This is a genomic window from Plantactinospora sp. B5E13 (assembly GCF_039871775.1).
GTDB lineage: Bacteria > Actinomycetota > Actinomycetes > Mycobacteriales > Micromonosporaceae > Plantactinospora.
In genome coordinates this window covers 1-15,297 of record NZ_JBDPLT010000044.1, presented here as the reverse complement: position 1 = coordinate 15,297, position 15,297 = coordinate 1, and the positions used below count along the sequence as shown (strand labels likewise).

Annotated in this window: 17 protein-coding genes; 8 read left to right on the top strand and 9 right to left on the bottom strand. The window is 70.7% G+C overall.

Translation table 11 applies throughout. The annotated features are described in order from the left end of the window. Nucleotides 1-49 precede the first annotated feature (49 nt). Entirely contained in the window at nt 50-727 is a 678-nt protein-coding gene (locus ABGB05_RS28880) for a hypothetical protein (RefSeq protein ID WP_347657074.1), read from the top strand. Between the two features lie 80 nt (nt 728-807). Next, nucleotides 808-1,221, top strand: coding sequence for a hypothetical protein (locus ABGB05_RS28875; protein ID WP_347657073.1), 414 nt, complete (start codon nt 808-810; stop codon nt 1,219-1,221). Here ABGB05_RS28875 and ABGB05_RS28870 read toward each other — a convergent pair. The 5 genes from ABGB05_RS28870 to ABGB05_RS28850 all read right to left on the bottom strand — a co-directional run bounded on the left by ABGB05_RS28870 (nt 1,201) and on the right by ABGB05_RS28850 (nt 4,659). Beyond that, nucleotides 1,201-2,052, bottom strand: coding sequence for a helix-turn-helix domain-containing protein (locus tag ABGB05_RS28870; RefSeq protein WP_347657072.1), 852 nt, complete (start codon nt 2,050-2,052; stop codon nt 1,201-1,203). The genes ABGB05_RS28875 and ABGB05_RS28870 overlap by 21 nt on opposite strands. Nucleotides 2,053-2,061: 9 nt before the next feature. After that, nucleotides 2,062-2,898 (bottom strand): alpha/beta hydrolase, encoded by an 837-nt coding sequence (locus tag ABGB05_RS28865; protein WP_347657071.1) that lies wholly within the window; start codon nt 2,896-2,898, stop codon nt 2,062-2,064. A gap of 87 nt (nt 2,899-2,985) precedes the next feature. Next, nucleotides 2,986-3,618 (bottom strand): isoprenylcysteine carboxylmethyltransferase family protein, encoded by a 633-nt coding sequence (locus tag ABGB05_RS28860; protein WP_347657070.1) that lies wholly within the window; start codon nt 3,616-3,618, stop codon nt 2,986-2,988. Nucleotides 3,619-3,622: 4 nt separating this feature from the next. Further along, complete coding sequence (locus ABGB05_RS28855; protein WP_347657124.1) at nt 3,623-4,330, bottom strand: cation transporter; 708 nt, start codon at nt 4,328-4,330, stop codon at nt 3,623-3,625. Beyond that, nucleotides 4,330-4,659: a metalloregulator ArsR/SmtB family transcription factor gene (locus ABGB05_RS28850; RefSeq protein WP_347657069.1), complete on the bottom strand. Its 330-nt coding sequence runs from the start codon at nt 4,657-4,659 to the stop codon at nt 4,330-4,332. Before ABGB05_RS28850 ends, ABGB05_RS28855 begins: the two co-directional genes overlap by 1 nt. A 225-nt stretch (nt 4,660-4,884) precedes the next feature. Between ABGB05_RS28850 and ABGB05_RS28845 the strand changes: the two genes are divergently transcribed. Then, entirely contained in the window at nt 4,885-5,019 is a 135-nt protein-coding gene (locus ABGB05_RS28845; protein WP_347657068.1) for a hypothetical protein, read from the top strand. Between the two features lie 322 nt (nt 5,020-5,341). Here the strand turns inward: ABGB05_RS28845 and ABGB05_RS28840 are convergent, their stop codons facing one another. Further along, nucleotides 5,342-5,893, bottom strand: a complete 552-nt coding sequence (locus ABGB05_RS28840; RefSeq protein ID WP_347657067.1) for a hypothetical protein — start codon at nt 5,891-5,893, stop codon at nt 5,342-5,344. 75 nt (nt 5,894-5,968) lie between these two features. On the opposite strand from ABGB05_RS28840, the gene ABGB05_RS28835 reads away from it, so the two are divergent. Together ABGB05_RS28835 and ABGB05_RS28830 are read left to right on the top strand one after the other, a co-directional pair. After that, the gene (locus tag ABGB05_RS28835) at nt 5,969-6,580 is read left to right on the top strand and encodes a hypothetical protein (RefSeq protein WP_347657066.1); all 612 of its coding nucleotides are present in this window, start codon (nt 5,969-5,971) and stop codon (nt 6,578-6,580) included. An 86-nt stretch (nt 6,581-6,666) separates the two neighbouring features. Next, nucleotides 6,667-7,173: an HAD domain-containing protein gene (locus ABGB05_RS28830; protein WP_347657065.1), complete on the top strand. Its 507-nt coding sequence runs from the start codon at nt 6,667-6,669 to the stop codon at nt 7,171-7,173. A gap of 8 nt (nt 7,174-7,181) precedes the next feature. On the opposite strand, the gene ABGB05_RS28825 is transcribed toward ABGB05_RS28830, so the two are convergent. Then, nucleotides 7,182-7,973, bottom strand: a complete 792-nt coding sequence (locus tag ABGB05_RS28825) for a TetR/AcrR family transcriptional regulator C-terminal domain-containing protein (RefSeq protein ID WP_347657064.1) — start codon at nt 7,971-7,973, stop codon at nt 7,182-7,184. Nucleotides 7,974-8,064: 91 nt separating this feature from the next. Between ABGB05_RS28825 and ABGB05_RS28820 the strand changes: the two genes are divergently transcribed. Continuing rightward, nucleotides 8,065-8,295, top strand: a complete 231-nt coding sequence (locus ABGB05_RS28820; RefSeq protein ID WP_347657063.1) for a hypothetical protein — start codon at nt 8,065-8,067, stop codon at nt 8,293-8,295. Nucleotides 8,296-8,376: 81 nt separating this feature from the next. On the opposite strand, the gene ABGB05_RS28815 is transcribed toward ABGB05_RS28820, so the two are convergent. Together ABGB05_RS28815 and ABGB05_RS28810 are read right to left on the bottom strand one after the other, a co-directional pair. Further along, entirely contained in the window at nt 8,377-11,370 is a 2,994-nt protein-coding gene (locus ABGB05_RS28815; protein ID WP_347657062.1) for a family 16 glycoside hydrolase, read from the bottom strand. 214 nt (nt 11,371-11,584) lie between these two features. Then, on the bottom strand, nt 11,585-12,088 hold the full coding sequence (locus ABGB05_RS28810) for a DUF6624 domain-containing protein (protein ID WP_347657061.1): 504 nt from the start codon (nt 12,086-12,088) through the stop codon (nt 11,585-11,587). Between the two features lie 89 nt (nt 12,089-12,177). Here ABGB05_RS28810 and ABGB05_RS28805 point away from each other — a divergent pair, with 89 nt between their 5' ends. After that, nucleotides 12,178-13,374: a hypothetical protein gene (locus ABGB05_RS28805; protein WP_347657060.1), complete on the top strand. Its 1,197-nt coding sequence runs from the start codon at nt 12,178-12,180 to the stop codon at nt 13,372-13,374. A gap of 52 nt (nt 13,375-13,426) precedes the next feature. Next, entirely contained in the window at nt 13,427-14,692 is a 1,266-nt protein-coding gene (locus ABGB05_RS28800; RefSeq protein WP_347657059.1) for a nucleoside hydrolase, read from the top strand. Nucleotides 14,693-15,297 lie beyond the last annotated feature (605 nt).

The window sequence follows — 15,297 nt, the reverse complement described above, 5'->3', positions numbered from 1 at the left end:
ATGACCTGACCGAGGCGGAACCCGGCCTCACCGGGAGGTAGTAACGGACGTGGATCATCTGCCGTTGTTCGTCGGTATCGCCTGCCTCGGAGTGACCGTCCTGTTTGTTGTGGCCATGGTGTCGACCGCGAAGCGCGAGCGGAAGCGGCGCGACCGGTTGACGCGGTGGGCCCACCAGCACGGTTGGACGATCACGCCGTACCCGGCGGTGGACTGGGGGCGACGACTTCCGGGCGGCAACCCTCGTGGGGTGTCGCTGGCGGTCGTGGCTGGTCGGCCGGTCAGTGTCGCGGAGTACTCCTACACCGAGACACAGACGACCACGACATCGGACGGTCAGGGTGGCACCAGCACCACGCAGACGACCCAGACGCACTCGTTCACCGTTGTCGTCGTACGGCTGACGCGCGCCTATCCGGGGCTCACGGTCGAGCCTCGGCCGCCGATGTCCCGACTGGGGCAGCGGCTGACCGGTGGTGGGAAGGCCACCGGGCACGACGGGTTCGACCGACGGTACCGGGTCCGTGGCGGCGATCCCGGTACGATCTCCCGGCTCATCGGGCCGGCGCTGATCGACGAACATCTCGCCGGCACCGTGCCGTCCTGGAGTGTCTACGGTCCCGAGCTGCTCAGCTACCGTCCGGGTGTGATCGACATGCCGGAACACATTCCCGCGTTGGTCGGTCCGCTGCTCCGGGTCGCGCAACACCTGGAGAGTCGACAGTAGGAGCGGCCCGGGCACCGTCGGCTACCTGCCCGGGTCCGGAGAGGCTCGACGGGTCGCTCCCGATGACGCACCATGCGGCCATGAGTTTCCATGTCGTGGTAATCGCTGTCGAGCCGACCGCGACGGACGCCGACATACGCACCATGGCGGACCGCTGCACCAGCCCGGATCACCCGGACGGCGAGTTGGACGCACGTGTCGTCGGATTCTACGAGGACCTCCGCGCCTGCTTCCCCGACGTCCCACCCCACGATCCCGACTCACCGTGGATGATGACGCCCTTGGCGGTCGGCATCGACCACGTCAGCATGCACCTGAGCTACGGCGAACACGGCTCGCCGGCACTGGGGCTGATCGACGAACTCGCCCAGCGCCACGAACTCACGATCTACGATCCGCAGGGCGACGAGGTAATTCGGCCCGCGGACGTACGCGCACCGGCCGATCCGGCGATCGTGGCGTTGATCGACGAGCTACGGGCGGAGGGCCGGTGACGAGCCGGGCCAGGCGACGTCGTCGATCGCGAGCCACGGCGCGACGGCCAGGGCCGTCGGCGTGGTCCCGGCGTACGCCCTGACGTCGCGGTGTAGGTGGGACTGGTCGGCGTACCCGCTCTCGGCGGCGACGCGGGCGACGTCGTGCCCGGCGACCAGCAGGTGCGCGGCGTGGTCGAACCTGACCAGTCGGGCGGCGCCCTTGGGGGTGATCCCGAGTTGGGACCGGAACCGGGACCACAGGCGCTTACGGCTCCAACCGACCTCGTCCGCCAGAGCCTCGACCCGGGCCCGTCCCCGGCTGGCGAGCGTGCGGCGCCAGACCTGGGCCACCTCCGGGTCGACGGGCCGGCGGGTCTCCCAGCGTCGACCGAGCATCTTCCCGGCAATGGTGAAGCGTTCCGCCCAGGACGTCGCGGCGCTCAGCCGCTCCTCGACCTGGCCAGCGTGCCGGCCCCACAACTGGTCCAAGGCCACGAGTGCCCCACCGAGCTCGGCCGAGGCTCCGAACACCGTCGCCGCCGCAACCGGTTCCAGCCGGATCTGGAGGCACTCGCCGACTCCGGAGCCGCTGGCCCGCAGGTCGCCGGGAGCGAGCCCGATGACCACACTGCCGTGTTCGCGGCGGCCACCGGCCCGGTAGGCGAGGCACCCGCCTCCGCTCAGGTCGACGAGCAGGGTGACGGCCGGGTGCGCGACCATCGCGATGTCGACGGGCCCGGGAACCCGCTGGTGGAAGCCGGCCATGCTGATTCCCGGCAGCGGTCGCGGCGAGCGCGGGACCGCGATCTCCACCGATGCCCAGTCGGGCGATGTCCCGGTCGACACCACGGGCCGAGTCTAGGCGCGACGGTTGTCGGGCGGGGTGTTCGCCGTCGGCGCCGTGAAGTTCAGCAGGACCTCGCTGGTCGCGTCGGGCACTTCGAGCATCGGAAGGTGTCCGACGCCGGGCAGCATCTCGACCCGGGCGGTCGGCGCCGCGTCGTACCGACGGGCCGACGCCGGATCCCAGCGCGGGTCGGCGGCGCCGAAGATCACCAGTACGGGCACGGCGACGGCGGTGAGCCGCTCCGGCACACTCCGCTCGGCGAGATAGGCGCTGTTGGCCCGCAGTACTCCCCTCGTCGCGCGGTACGTGGTCCGTTGCAGGTCGGCGACCAGGTCGTCCGGGACCTCCACCGGGCGTACGCAGGTCAGGCCGATCCCCCGGCGGATCATCTTGTCCGTCCGCCGTCGCCAGAGCAGCGGCCCGAGGGGTGGGGCGAGCAGGACCCGGAGCAGGGCCGGCTGGGGAAGCAGCGCGTCGGGGCTCGGGCCGGTGCTGACCAGGACGAGTGATCCGACCAGGTCGGGGCGCTGTTCGGCGAGCGCGGTGGCGACGTAGCCGCCGCTGGAGTGTCCGGCCACGGCGACCCGCCGCAGGCCGAGGTCGTCGAGCAGTGCGGCCACCCGACCCGCCTGTGCGTGCACCGCGTACGACGGCGCGGGCGGGGACTTGCCGCAGCCGGGGAGGTCGACCCGGATGACGTGGTGGTGACCGGCGAGCGCCGGAACCATCGGGTGCCAGGAGTTTCCCGAGAACCCGGAACCGTGGACGAGCAGCAGCGGCGGTGCCTGCCGGGAACCGTCGTGGACCACGTGCAGACCCTGCGGAGACTCGACGTCGTCGACGTTCATGCCCCCGATGGTGCGGGGGCCTGCCGCCACCGGTCTTGGACAAATGTCGGCGTACCCCGATCCAAAATCAGGTCCTGATGTCGGCTGCTATCGGTGGTCCGCGGCCTCGACGGGTCCGGTGAGGCGGCCGATGCCGGGCAGGAACCGGCCCACCCGCGAGGCATAGGCGGCGTAGGCAGCGCCGTGCACACGGGCGAGGTACGGCTCCTCCACCGCGCGGACCTGCAACTGGATCGACACGGCCAGGACCACTGTGGCGGCGAGGGAGATCGGGTTCGGCACCATCAGGGTCAGGCCGAGGCTCGTCACGATCATCGCGGTGAAGATCGGGTTGCGGGCCACCGCGAACGCTCCGCCGGTGACCAGGTCGGTACGTTCGCCAGGGTCGACCCCGACCCGCCACGAGGTGCCCATGCCCGTCTGGGCGGCGAGGACGGCGATCACTCCGGCGACGGCGAGCACCAGTCCGCTGATCCACATCGCGGTCCGGTCGACGACGACGGCGGCCGGGTTCATGCCGGCGAGCGCGGCAACCGGGCCGGCCGTGCCGAGCAGCAGCGCGGCGACGAACAGCAGCTTGGCCCACCAGCGCAGCGTGCCGACCGGTCCGGCGTCCAGCCGGAGTCCGGTGTCGCCGGTGCGGCGCCACTGTGCGAGGCTGCGCCACCCGAACGCCAGTCCGAGGGCGAGCAGATAGATCAGTAGTGCGATCGCGGCCATCGACTCACTTCCTGCCGGTGCAGCCGTCGTCGCCGCAGCCGTCCACCGTCGTGGTGGGCGTGGACCCGGGGTTGACCGGCGCGCAGCAGACGTCCCCGCGCCACGCCTCGCGACCTTCCTTGACCGCCACGGCGGCGATGACGAGGGCGGCGACCGGGTCGGCCCACCACCAGCCGAAGAGCGAGTTGACCACCAGCCCGGCCAGCAGTACCGCGGACAGGTAGGTGCACAGCAGGGTCTGCTTCGAGTCGGCCACCGCCGAGGCCGAGCCGAGTTCACGACCGGTACGGCGCTGCACGGCCGACAGCACCGGCATCACGACCAGGGACAGCGCGGCCAGGATGAGGCCGACGGTGGAGTGCTCGGCCCGGTCGGCGCCGGACAGCGCACGCACCGACTCGACCGTCACGTACGCCGCGAGGGCGAAGAACGACACCGCGATGATCCGCAGTGTGGTGCGTTCGCGGCGTTCGTGGTCGGCGGCGGAGAACTGCCACGCCACCGCGGTCGCGGAGGCGACCTCGACGACCGAGTCCAGCCCGAAGCCGATCAGCGCCGTCGACGACGCGACAGACCCCGCGGTGATCGCCACCGCCGCCTCGACGACGTTGTAGACGATGGTCGCGGCGACCAGCAGCCGCACCCGCCGGGTGAGCAGAGCCCGCCGGGCCGCCGCCGGGCCGACCGGCTCCAACCGGATCGGGGTGGCCATCAGCAGCAGCCCTGGTCGGACGTGGCCGGACACGCCGCCGGATCCACCGCTAACACCAGTCCGAGCAGGTCCCCCAGGGCGTGCGCCAGCCGCGCGTCAGCCAGCTCGTAGCGGGTTCGCCGCCCCTCCGGCACGGCGACGACCAACCCACAGCCGCGCAGGCAGGCCAGATGGTTGGAGAGGTTCTGCCGGCTGGTGCCCAGCAGTTCAGCCAGCTCCGCCGGATACCCCGGCCCCTCGCGCAGTGCGAGCAGAAGCCGGGCCCGCACCGGATCGGACAGGGCATGGCCGAAGCGCGCCAACACCTGCCCGTGCGTCAACGTCTCCACACACGGACTGTACAGCAACTGCTGTATTCAGTGAATTCTGTACCGTGACAGGGGACGCGGATTGTCAGTGCAGGACGAGGAGATTGGTGGGTGCCTGGGCTTCCTCAGCCTCGTCCGTCCGGGGCGAGCGGTCCGACTCGAGCGGTGGGCCCCGGGGTACCCGGTGTCCCGCCTACCGACCGGTGGCCCGGCTGGGGGTCCAGCGAGACGATCGCACCCACGGCGGTGAGCCGCTCGGCGAGCAACCTCGTCTCGGCGGGCGTCCCGAGGATGCCACCGCTGGTCAGCGCGGCGAAGGTGCTGCTCGCCTCGGCGATCGTGGCCCCCTGCGGCGGAACACGCCGAGGAGCCGCACTCTGATCGGACGGGCGGCAACGGGGTCGACCCGCAACCGGACCAGGCCGACCTGGGCGACGAGGATTCTGCGCACGTCGTCGGGCATCTCATCCCGGCCACACCGCTCGGTGACACCGCCACAGCCGCCGCAGCGCGTCGAGACCGCCCAGCCGAGCCTGTCCCCGTCGAACGTCTCGGTGACCTCACGAGCCGTCCCCGCCCCACACTCCGGACAACGCCCGGTCACGTCACGTCCCCGTGGACCGGGCTGCCGCGGCCGGGGCGCACCGGGTCCAGGTCCAGCAGCCGCACCACGAGCATCGTACGCCGCACCGCTTCGTGGACCTCACCGGGCCGCATCCGTCCGGGTGTCACGTGGAAAGTGAAGAGGAGGTCGCGGTCGGCCGTCCATGGTGGAATCTGGTTGGCCTCGTACGCGGCGTGCAACTCCGGGGGCGTCGAGCCGGCGGGCGGTGCCGATCATCCGGTGCGGTCGACGCAGCGCCATCGGTTCGACCGGTACGGGCAGTTGGACCACGACGAACACGCCCCGACCCTGCCAGTCCGGGACCGAGCCGTGGAGCGCGTTCCCGTTCCAGGTGATCTCGCCGACGGTGAGCGGAAGCCGGTCGACGGTCCGGGCCCAGGCCCGATGCACCCGGATCTGGTCGGGTCGCTCGCTCAACGGCAGCCACGGCCACGGTTGGTCGATCGGGGCGGGTCGCCAGCCCTCGATCCCGAGCCGACGCGCCGTGCGCCGGGCACGGATTGTGTGAACCACTCGCCGAGCGGCGTAGCCGGTCCCGACGACGACCATCGCGACCAGCGGGTAGTGCTGGGCCGCGATCTTGACTGCGGCCAGTATCAGTAGACCGCCGCAGCACATCAGCACGACCATCGTGGCGACGAAGGGCGTTGCGTACCCGGTCTCTCATCGACCGTGACCCTAAACAGCCGGCGCTACGCTCTGCTGATGACCTTCGCCGGGCGTACCTTGACTCCTGCCGTGGTCGAGGCGTTGCGGTACTGGCCCGGAGTTGTCCACTCTGTCAGGCCGGCCCCCGTGGACCTCGCGGTTCTACCGCCCTTCTTCACCGACCTGCTTGCTGAACTGCCGTGGTGGAACCAGGCCTGGCGGATCGACCGGGTGGAGCCCGCCCACCCACACGAGACTCCGTGGAACGATCGCGAGCAGGGAGTTGTCGAGGTCTCGGTGCCGGGAACGGCGAGCTGCGGCAGCGACGATGTCCTGCCGTTCTCGGCCCAGGTCCGGTTCGACGGCGATCGGCTGATCAGATTCCAGGCGAAGCTCGGCGACATGGTCGTCGGCCCCAGCGTCGCCGCTCCCGGCAAACCGGAGCCGCACCCCTTCGGAGTGGTCTTCAGCCGGCTGATAGACCTGCGCGGAATCTCTGTCCGGGACATGGCCAGGGGAAGCTTCCGGTCGGAGTCCACGATCAGAGGACTCCGTGCCGGGGGCATCGTTCCGCATCGGGCGGTGCTCGCGTACGTACCGGAAGTCCTGGGGATCTCCGCCGAGGACCTGGCCGCCATCGCCGGGCTCGACCCGGAGGAGAACGGGTGACGGTGGACCGGCAGACTCCGGCCGCATCGGCCCACGGTCACGCTCAGCGGAACGGATCGGCCAGGCGTGGCGGTGGCCGTCGGCCGTTGGTCTTTGTCGACGTCGACGGCGTACTCATTCCGTTCCGCGCCCGTCCCGGCGGCACCGATCAACGGTTGAACAGCGGTGCGGCAGACATTCCCGACCGTTCCGGGAACCCGCTGGCGGATCGTCTCGACCACAACGACGGTCGTCGTCTGCTCGCCCTGTCGGGCGAACTGGTCTGGGCGAGTACCTGGATGGCCGAGGCGAACGAGGTCGTCGCACCCCGGCTCGGTCTCCCTGTGCTGCCGGTCGTCGAGTGGCCCGACACCGACGGGAACCCACCACGCGGCGTGCACTGGAAGACCGAACCCCTGAGCCGCTGGGCGGCACGACGTCCGTTCGTCTGGCTCGACGACGAGATCTCCGACGCCGACCGACGATGGGTGGCCGCACACCACGGAGGGCCGGCGCTGCTGCACCGCGTCGACCCGCATCAGGGACTGACTGACAGCGATCTTGCCGCAGTACGTCGATGGATCGAGCGACTGGACTGGGACGAACCGGGTTGACCGTATCGTCAGTTCGGGTCGTCGGTATCCAGCTGTCCCGGTTCGTCATCGACACCAGCACCGGCGGGCTCACCGGCTACCGGTCCGGGTGCCGTCAGGATGCTGTCGAGGCCCTCGTCGAACAGCAGGTCGTCGCTCCATCGGGTCTCGTCCATATGGCCGGAGGCGTTGAGGGTCGGGTAGGTGTCGGCGCTCGCGGTGATGTGGTTGCGGGCCGCAGCCCGCAACCGGGGGTTCGCGGTCCGGCGCCAGGTGGCCTCCGTCAGCGCGGCGCCGATCACGTAGTTGGCCAGGGTGCGGGTTGCCACCGCGAGTTGGCGCCCTGAGTAGCCGCCGCGTACGAGCGCCGACTGCAGGAACTCGGTACGGGCGAGCACATTCGGCCCGAGCATCGGGCGTCCGATCAGCTCCGGTGCCCACGGATGCCTCAGCATGGCCGCCCGCCACCCTCGGACGAGGGCGCGGAGATCCTCCCGCCAGTCCTCGCTCGGTTCCGGTACGGGCACGGCGCCGAAGACCTCGTCCAGGGCGAGGTCGAGGAGATCGTCCTTCGTTCTCACGTGCCAGTACAGCGCGGTGGACGTGACGTCGAGCAACTGGGCGAGGCGGCGCATCGTCAGGCCCACCGTGCCGTGTTCGTCGAGTACGGCCACCGCCGCGTCGACGATGCGACCGAGGGTCAGCTGCGGCGCCCGTCGGGCACGTGTCCGATCGGTTCGGAGCCACACCGACACCGTGCTGCCGTGGCTCTCCTGCTCGTCTGTGGCGTTCCCCGAGGGGTCCGGCTCTGCGGCGATCACCCAGTCAACCTAGCACGCCGTTCAATTGACTTAACGATGGTAAGTTAGTTCGCCTGGACCGCTCCGGCAGGCGAACAGGCGGAGGAGCCGCATGCCCCTGATACGAGTCCACCTCGACAGCGACCGAATCACCGCCCGACGCGTGTGGCAAATGCACCGAGCGGGCAAGGTCCACGACGAGTCCCGGGAGGCCGCCCGCGAGCAGGTGTGGCGCCAGGGCCGCACCCCTGCGGGCGATCCGGTGTTCGTGGGCGTCACGAACGGCCGACGCCACGTGCAGTTGCTCTACGACGTGGAGGTCTACCCGGACAGCAGCCCCTGACCCGGGAGAGCCGCCGGAACCGGCGCGGGCGGCCGGGCCGGCGAACCGGCCCGGCCGCCCCTGTCCCGGACGGCCGGTGAACTACCGGTCGAGCGGCTCGATCCAGATGTTGCGGTACTGCACCGGGTTGCCGTGGTCCTGCAGTCGGATGGCGCCCGCGGCCGGGCCCTCCGGGCGGCTGCCGCCGGTGGGGCCGAGGATCTCGACGTCGTCGTGCACGGTGACGCCGTTCCACACCACGGTGACCCGTGGGTTCTCGACCTTGGTGCCGGCCGCGTCGTAGCGGGCCTGCCGGTAGACGATGTCGTACGTCTGCCAGGTCTGCGGCGGCCGGGCCGCGTTCACGTCCGGGGCCTTCTGGGTGTAGATGGCGGCGGCGTCGTTGGTCTGCGGCGGGTCGATGCCGTACGAGTCCAGCACCTGGATCTCGTAGCGGTCCTGGAGGTACACGCCGCTGTTGGCGCGCGCCTGCCCGGTCACCTCCGGCGGATACAGCGGCAGGTTGAACTCGACGTGCAGCCGGAAGTCACCGAACGCCTGAACGGTACGCAGGTCCCCGTTGCGTACCGTCATCGCACCGTCGGCGATCGTCCACTCGGGTTCACGTCCGTCGGTGTGCTGCCACTCGGTGAGTCCACTCCCGTCGAAGAGGGTGATGCGTTCACCCCGCGGCCGGACGGCGAGCACGTCGAGGTTGACGTGGCCGGAGTCGGCGGCCTCCTTACGGTACTCGACCAGGTTCCGGCCCTTGACCAGCCGCACCGTCGTACTGACGGTGCCCCACTCCTCCCAGGTGACGGTGGACGGGAAGACCGTCTGCTCCACCCGCTCACCATTGACGTACAGGCTCAATTGCTTCTCGCCGGAGAAGGGGTTCGGGCCGTTGCTGTAGCGCATCGCCAGGTCGTACTGTCCGCTCTTGCCGACCTCGACGGCGATCCGGGTCGACGAGCCGTCCTCGGCGAAGCCGGCGGCGAACCCGGATCCGGAGTAGGCGGCATGGTCGGTCGCCATTCCGACGCCGACCGTCCGGCCCTCCTCGGCCTCGTGGAACGTCTGTGGCTGCGTCACGTGACCCGGAATCTGGTTGAGCGTGTACCAGGCCTCAGTGTTCCACAGCTCCTCGCCGTCGGCGGAGCTGAACGGGCGGGGCGACCGCAGGTGCACCACCCGGTCCTCCTTCAGACCCGGAATGGTGAGCCGGACGGTGCGCCGGTCGCGGGACAGCTCGGCCCGGGTGACGTCGAGCGTCTCCAGGTCGAGCTTGGGGCCGCCGTACTGGCTGGTGGCGCCGTACCGCCACTGCGTCACCTGGTAGGCGGCGGCGAGTTCCCGCACGGTGTCGACCGACAGGGGTTCGGTGTACTCCAGGTCGAACCCGGCCCGGGACGCCCGCATCCGTTTCACCTCGAAAACCGAGGTGCCGTTCGGGGTCAGCTTCTGCAGGCCGTACGTCAGTTTGCCCTCCTGCCCCCAGTTGCCGCCGGCGCCCAGGCCCCCCACGTAGAGTGCGCCGTCCGGGCCGAGGGTGACCTCGTTGACGCCGGCTTCCAGGCCCTGGGTGTGCCGGAACACCGCACCCTGGTACTGGCCCTCGACCTTGTCGAGGTAGACCCGCTGGAGGCCGCCGTAGGTCACGTCACCGATGACGAGTTGTCCCCGGTACGGCCCCTTCTTCAGCAGCACCGGCGTGGACGGGGAGTTGGCGATCTCGTTCTGCGGCAGCCAGGCGACCGGTCGGGTCACCGGGTTGTCGTCGAACGGGCCCGCCGGGGTGGTGTAGTGGTTGTGGAACCCGCCCTTCCCGATCTCGACGAGCTTGGACGCGGGCAGCCAGCCGCCCTGGTTGTCGGTGACGAGGACCTCGCCCTTCGGGCCCCACCCGATCCCGTTGGGGGTACGCAGCCCGCCGGCCAGGTACGTGATCTTCCCGGTCCCGGCGTTCACCTTGATCGAGGTGCCGCGGTTCGGCGCCGGCTGCGGCACCGTGGTGGCGCCGCCGTAGTTGATCGCGACCGAGAGGTTGAGGTGGAAGTAGCCGTCCCGGTAGAGCAGCCCGAAGGCGAACTCGTGGAAGTTGCCGCCCCACGGCCAGGTGGCGACCGTGCGACGGGTGTCCGCGACGCCGTCCCGGTCGGTGTCGCGCAGCGCTGTCAGCTCGTGTTTCTGGCTGACGTACACGGTGCCGTCGACCACCGCGACGCCCTGGGGTTCCCGCAGCCCGTCGGCGAACCTCCGGTAGGTCACCCGCTCGGGGCCGGTCCGGCCGGTGACACCCCCGACCACCCAGATCTCACCGGTCGCATTGTCGGTGCCGCCCCAGGTCGACAGCACCAGGTCTCCGTCGGGGAGGAACGCCATGCCGGTGACCTGCGGCTGGAACCCCTCGGGGCGGAGGTCGGTGAGGGTGTAGCCGGGGTGCACCCGGTCCAGCGGCAGCCCGTCGCCGGCCGAGTCGCTGGCACCCTCACAGTATTTCCAGCCGGGCGCGGTGACCCGGACGACGCCGGCGTCGGTGCTCAACGCCGAGGTCGGTACGAGTGCGAAGTCGTCGGCGCCGGGTGTCCGCCACTCGAGGCGCAGCACCTGGCCGCCGCCGTTGTCGAAGAACTCGACGAACAGCGGGTGCAGGCCGGCGGTCAGGGTGGCCGTTCCCTCCACGGAGGTCTCGCCGTGCAGGCCGTCGTGGTCGGCGACCCGCTGGCCGCCGATGGTCAGCCGTGACCCGTCGTCGCTGGTGAGCCGGAACGTGTACGTCCCGTCCACCGGCACGGTGAGGTTGGCGGTGACGTGGCTGATGAACCGGTCGGTCAGGCCGAACTCGTCGGTGCCGGTCCAGTTGATCTGCGGCATGAGCTTGTCGACGTTCGGCGTCTGTGCCGGCTTGAGGGTGCACAGCGCCGAGAGCGGGGTGCCCATGTCGTACGAGCGCAGGGTGACACCGGGTTCCTGGGGCGGTACATCGGCGGCGGACGCGGCGGGGGCGACGGCGACTCCGGCGAGCAGTGTCGCCAGCGCGGCACCCCCGGCCGCGAGTGCGACGCGACGGCGGCGCCGTCGGTTCGGTGCGGTCACGGTTCCTCCTGGTGAGCGCAGGTCCCGGCCGGGGAGGCGCGAGCCGATCTCCTCCCGTGGACCGGTTCGGTACGACCTCGTAACACCCAAGATCGATTGCCGACTTTACCACTTTCCATCGATCCAGCAGAAGTTTTGAATGAATGGATGAAAGTTGGGTCAGCGTGGCCCGCACCAGAGGTGATCCGCGTCCGAAGAGCGTGAAAGATGCACCTCACCTGGCCTCGGGGTGGACGGTCCGGATACGGGCGACGTTCTCCGCGAAGGTGTCGAGGCCCATCGCGGCCCGGCGTACGTCCACACCTTCCGGATTCTCGATCGGGAACGGCTGCCAACCGTTGCCCAGGTCGCAGAACTGTGTGCCGTAGACCTGCGGTCGACCTCGGATGATCCGTACGCGGTCCTCCAGCAGTGCGATGTCCGACAACCTGACCTCACCGGGACCAGCCTGCTTCATCAACTCCAGGCAGCGCTCCATGAAGTCGAGGTCGTCCGGGGCGTGCTGGGCTAGGAGCCACGCCGCCGTCGACGCCTCACCGCCGACCAACGACACCGTGGGCCACCCGATCTCGGCGACGATCTCCTTCAGACGTGCCGCGTTGGCCGGGTCGACCCCCACGTCCCAGGCGTCCCCGTCGGCCATGAAACGGACGCGCATCCGCTGGTCCGCGCCGGCCATGTCCAGCAGGTCGGCGGCGATGCGCCGGTACTCGTCCATCCGTCGACGGTAGAGAGTCCGGAGATGTTCCGGTGTCGCAGATCCGTAGGACCCGGGAGCGGGACCTCGCCGCGCCGTACCATCTGCCGGTGCGTATCAGGATCACGGCCGCGACGGCGGTCGCCGGAGTGCTGGCCGCCGTCGTACTCGCGGGTTGCGGCTCGTCGTCGGAGGAGCCGGCGGCAGGGCCGGCATGGGCGCCGGGTGCGGACATCACCCCGACCCCGACCGCCACCGCGTCGGTGCGGCCCTCCCCCACCGCGAGCCCGTCGCCGACCAAATCGGCCGCGTCGCTGCCCCGGCCGGGCAACCCGAAGGGTCGGGCCGAGGTGCCGGCCGAGGCCCGCGCGGAGGACACCCGCAAGCCGGACCGGGTGATCGGGAACGGTACGCCGGCCAGCTGCACCTCGGCGGCGGTGGTCTCGGCGGTCGCCAAGGGCGGGGTGATCACCTTCTCCTGCGGTCCCGCCCCGGTCACCATCACCATGAAGGCCACCGCGAAGATCCGGAACTCGACCGGTCCCCGGATCGTGCTCGACGGCGGCGGCAAGGTCACGCTCAGCGGCGGCGGCAAGCGCCGGATCCTCTACATGAACACCTGTGACCAGGCGCAGGGCTGGACCACCTCACACTGCCAGGACCAGGACCACCCGCGGCTCACCGTACAGAACCTGACCTTCGCGGACGGAAACTCCACCGGCGACCGGGTCGAGGGCGGTGGCGGCGGGGCGATCTTCGTCCGGGGCGGACGGTTCAAGGTGGTCAACTCGCGGTTCGTTCGCAACCGCTGCGACCAGACCGGCCCCGATCTCGGCGGCGCGGCGATCCGGGTGCTGAGCCAGTTCAAGGGCCTACCGGTGTACGTCGTGAACAGCACCTTCGGCGGCGCGTCCGGGCAGGGCGGCACGTGCGCCAACGGTGGCGCGCTGAGCAGCATCGGCGTCTCCTGGGTGGTGCTCAACAGCGTGCTGAGCCACAACAAGGCGGTCGGTCGGGGTGCCAACCCGGCCCGGGGCGGCACCCCGGGCGGCGGCAGCGGCGGTGCGATCTACACCGACGGCAACCGGTTCACCGTGACGATCGCCGGCAGTGTCGTCGAGAACAACCACGCCAACGAGGGCGGCGGTGCGATCTTCTTCGTCAGCAACGACCGGACCGGTACGATGACGATCAACGGATCGACGCTGCGCCGCAATCCCAGCGACGGCTTCGAGACGCGGGGCTTTCCCGGCATCTTCTTCCTCGGCGCCCGGAACCCGACCGTGACCGGCTCGACGCTCGGCTAGCACCCGCCGGCCCAACCGACCGACGCGGCCCCGACCGACCGTGGAGCAAGTCGTGCAGAACCGGCACCTCGTCCTGCTGGACACCGACATCGGCAACAACATCGACGACGCGGTCTGCCTCGCCTACCTGCTGGCGCAACCGCGCTGCGACCTGCTCGGCATCACCACGGTCAGCGCCGACCCGACCGCCCGGGCCGCGCTGGCCAGCGTGCTCTGCCGGGCCGCCGGACGGGACGTACCGATCCTGCCCGGCGCGCACCGGCCGCTGGTCGGTCCACCGCTGCAGGGACCGCCGCCGCAGGCCGCCGCGCTCGCCCGCTGGGACCACGAGACCTCGTTCCCCACCGGGGACGCGGTGGAGTTCCTGCGCCGGACCGTCCGGGCCCATCCGGGCGAGGTGACGCTGCTGGCCGTCGGCCCGCTGACCAACGTGGCCCTGCTCTTCGCGGCCGACCCGGAGCTTCCGTCGCTGCTGCGCGCCCTGGTCACGATGGGCGGCGCCTTCCACACCGTGCCCGGCCCGGAGTGGAACGTCCGCTGCGACCCCGAGGCCGCCGCCCGGGTGTACGCCACCCCGGTCCCGGTGCACCGCTGCGTCGGTCTCGACGTCACCACCCGGGTACGGATGGACGCCGACACGTTCCTGGCCCGGTGCGGCGCCCATCCGCTGCTGGCGGCCGTCGCCGACCTGGCCGGCTCCTGGTTCACCGAACGGCGGGCCGTCACCTTCCACGACCCGCTGGCCGCCATGACCATCGTCGCGCCGTCACTGTGTACCTTCGCCGCCGGCGAGGTGACGGTCGTCCGGGAGCCCGGTCCGGACTCCGGGGTCACGGTGTGGCAGCCGGACGCGGACGGCACCGGGCAGGGCCGGCACCAGGTCGCGGTCGACGTACGACCGAATGCCGTCCTCGACCACTACTTCGCGGTTGTCGACGCGTACCCGTCGACGCGGTCCGGCCGGTCGATGCCGTCGCGCTACCCGACACCGGGCGCGTTCCGACCGTTCGGCGAGGGTGCGGGCGGGCCGGACGGCGCGGCGATGGGCGGGCCGGAAGCGGGCCGGGCGCCCGAGCACCTGCGCCCCGCCCACCGGGGCGAGCCGGTCCTGCTCACCGTCGACGGGCACGACTTCCGGGTCCGGGTACGCGCCGACGAGCCGGGCACGTACGACTTCGAGTGGCTCACCGGACCACACGAGTACGGCTTCACCCTCGGCGGACCCGTCGAGCCGCGGATGGGCCGGGCCGAGATGGAGGAGGCCATCCGCGGCTTTCTCGCCGAGGTCGACCCGGCCACCGGCTACCTCGCGGAGTAGCCCTCACGCACACGACCCGGACGCGCTCGATGCCGATGCCGCGGGCTGCATCAGTACCTGGCTGCTCAACGGCGGCGATCTCGATGACTGGTGGTGGGAGGTTCTTGCCGCACGTGAGCAGGACCTCGCCCGAGTGGTACCGCAGTTGGCCGGCTACGAGAGGAGCCACTCCCAACGGCTGTCGGACATGACGGCGCTCGTCCTGGGTCCGCCTGACGACCTCGCTTCCTGGCACCCCTCACCGACGGCGCCCCGATCTGCCGCACACCGCCTGGCCCGGATCGTGTCGGGCCGCTGCGCACAGGACGGTCGCGCCGACCCGCGCACCTGTGACGGGTACGTCGTGCGTTCTGGGTCATCAGCCGATCGGATACCCGAAGGCGACGATCGGCTATTTCCATGTGCGACGGACACCCTGCGACGCTTAGGAAGGAGGCATGACCAACGAGCGGACCGTTCCCCTGCTGCCGTGCGCATCCATTGAGGTGATCTCAGCAAGGATCCGGGGGCGGTTCGGGATGACACGGGCGTACCGTCCATAGCGGACAGCTTTTGATAAGGACGTGGAGCCATCGGTAGACAGGTTCTTGCGACGGAATCGGTCT

Coding starts and splice junctions, on each gene's coding strand:
- ABGB05_RS28875 (WP_347657073.1), top strand. CDS start 808: ATGAGTTTCCATGTCGTGGTAATCGCTGTCGAGCCGACCGCGACGGAC.
- ABGB05_RS28865 (WP_347657071.1), bottom strand. CDS start 2,898: ATGAACGTCGACGACGTCGAGTCTCCGCAGGGTCTGCACGTGGTCCAC.
- ABGB05_RS28860 (WP_347657070.1), bottom strand. CDS start 3,618: ATGGCCGCGATCGCACTACTGATCTATCTGCTCGCCCTCGGACTGGCG.
- ABGB05_RS28855 (WP_347657124.1), bottom strand. CDS start 4,330: ATGGCCACCCCGATCCGGTTGGAGCCGGTCGGCCCGGCGGCGGCCCGG.
- ABGB05_RS28840 (WP_347657067.1), bottom strand. CDS start 5,893: ATGGTCGTGCTGATGTGCTGCGGCGGTCTACTGATACTGGCCGCAGTC.
- ABGB05_RS28835 (WP_347657066.1), top strand. CDS start 5,969: ATGACCTTCGCCGGGCGTACCTTGACTCCTGCCGTGGTCGAGGCGTTG.
- ABGB05_RS28820 (WP_347657063.1), top strand. CDS start 8,065: ATGCCCCTGATACGAGTCCACCTCGACAGCGACCGAATCACCGCCCGA.
- ABGB05_RS28810 (WP_347657061.1), bottom strand. CDS start 12,088: ATGGACGAGTACCGGCGCATCGCCGCCGACCTGCTGGACATGGCCGGC.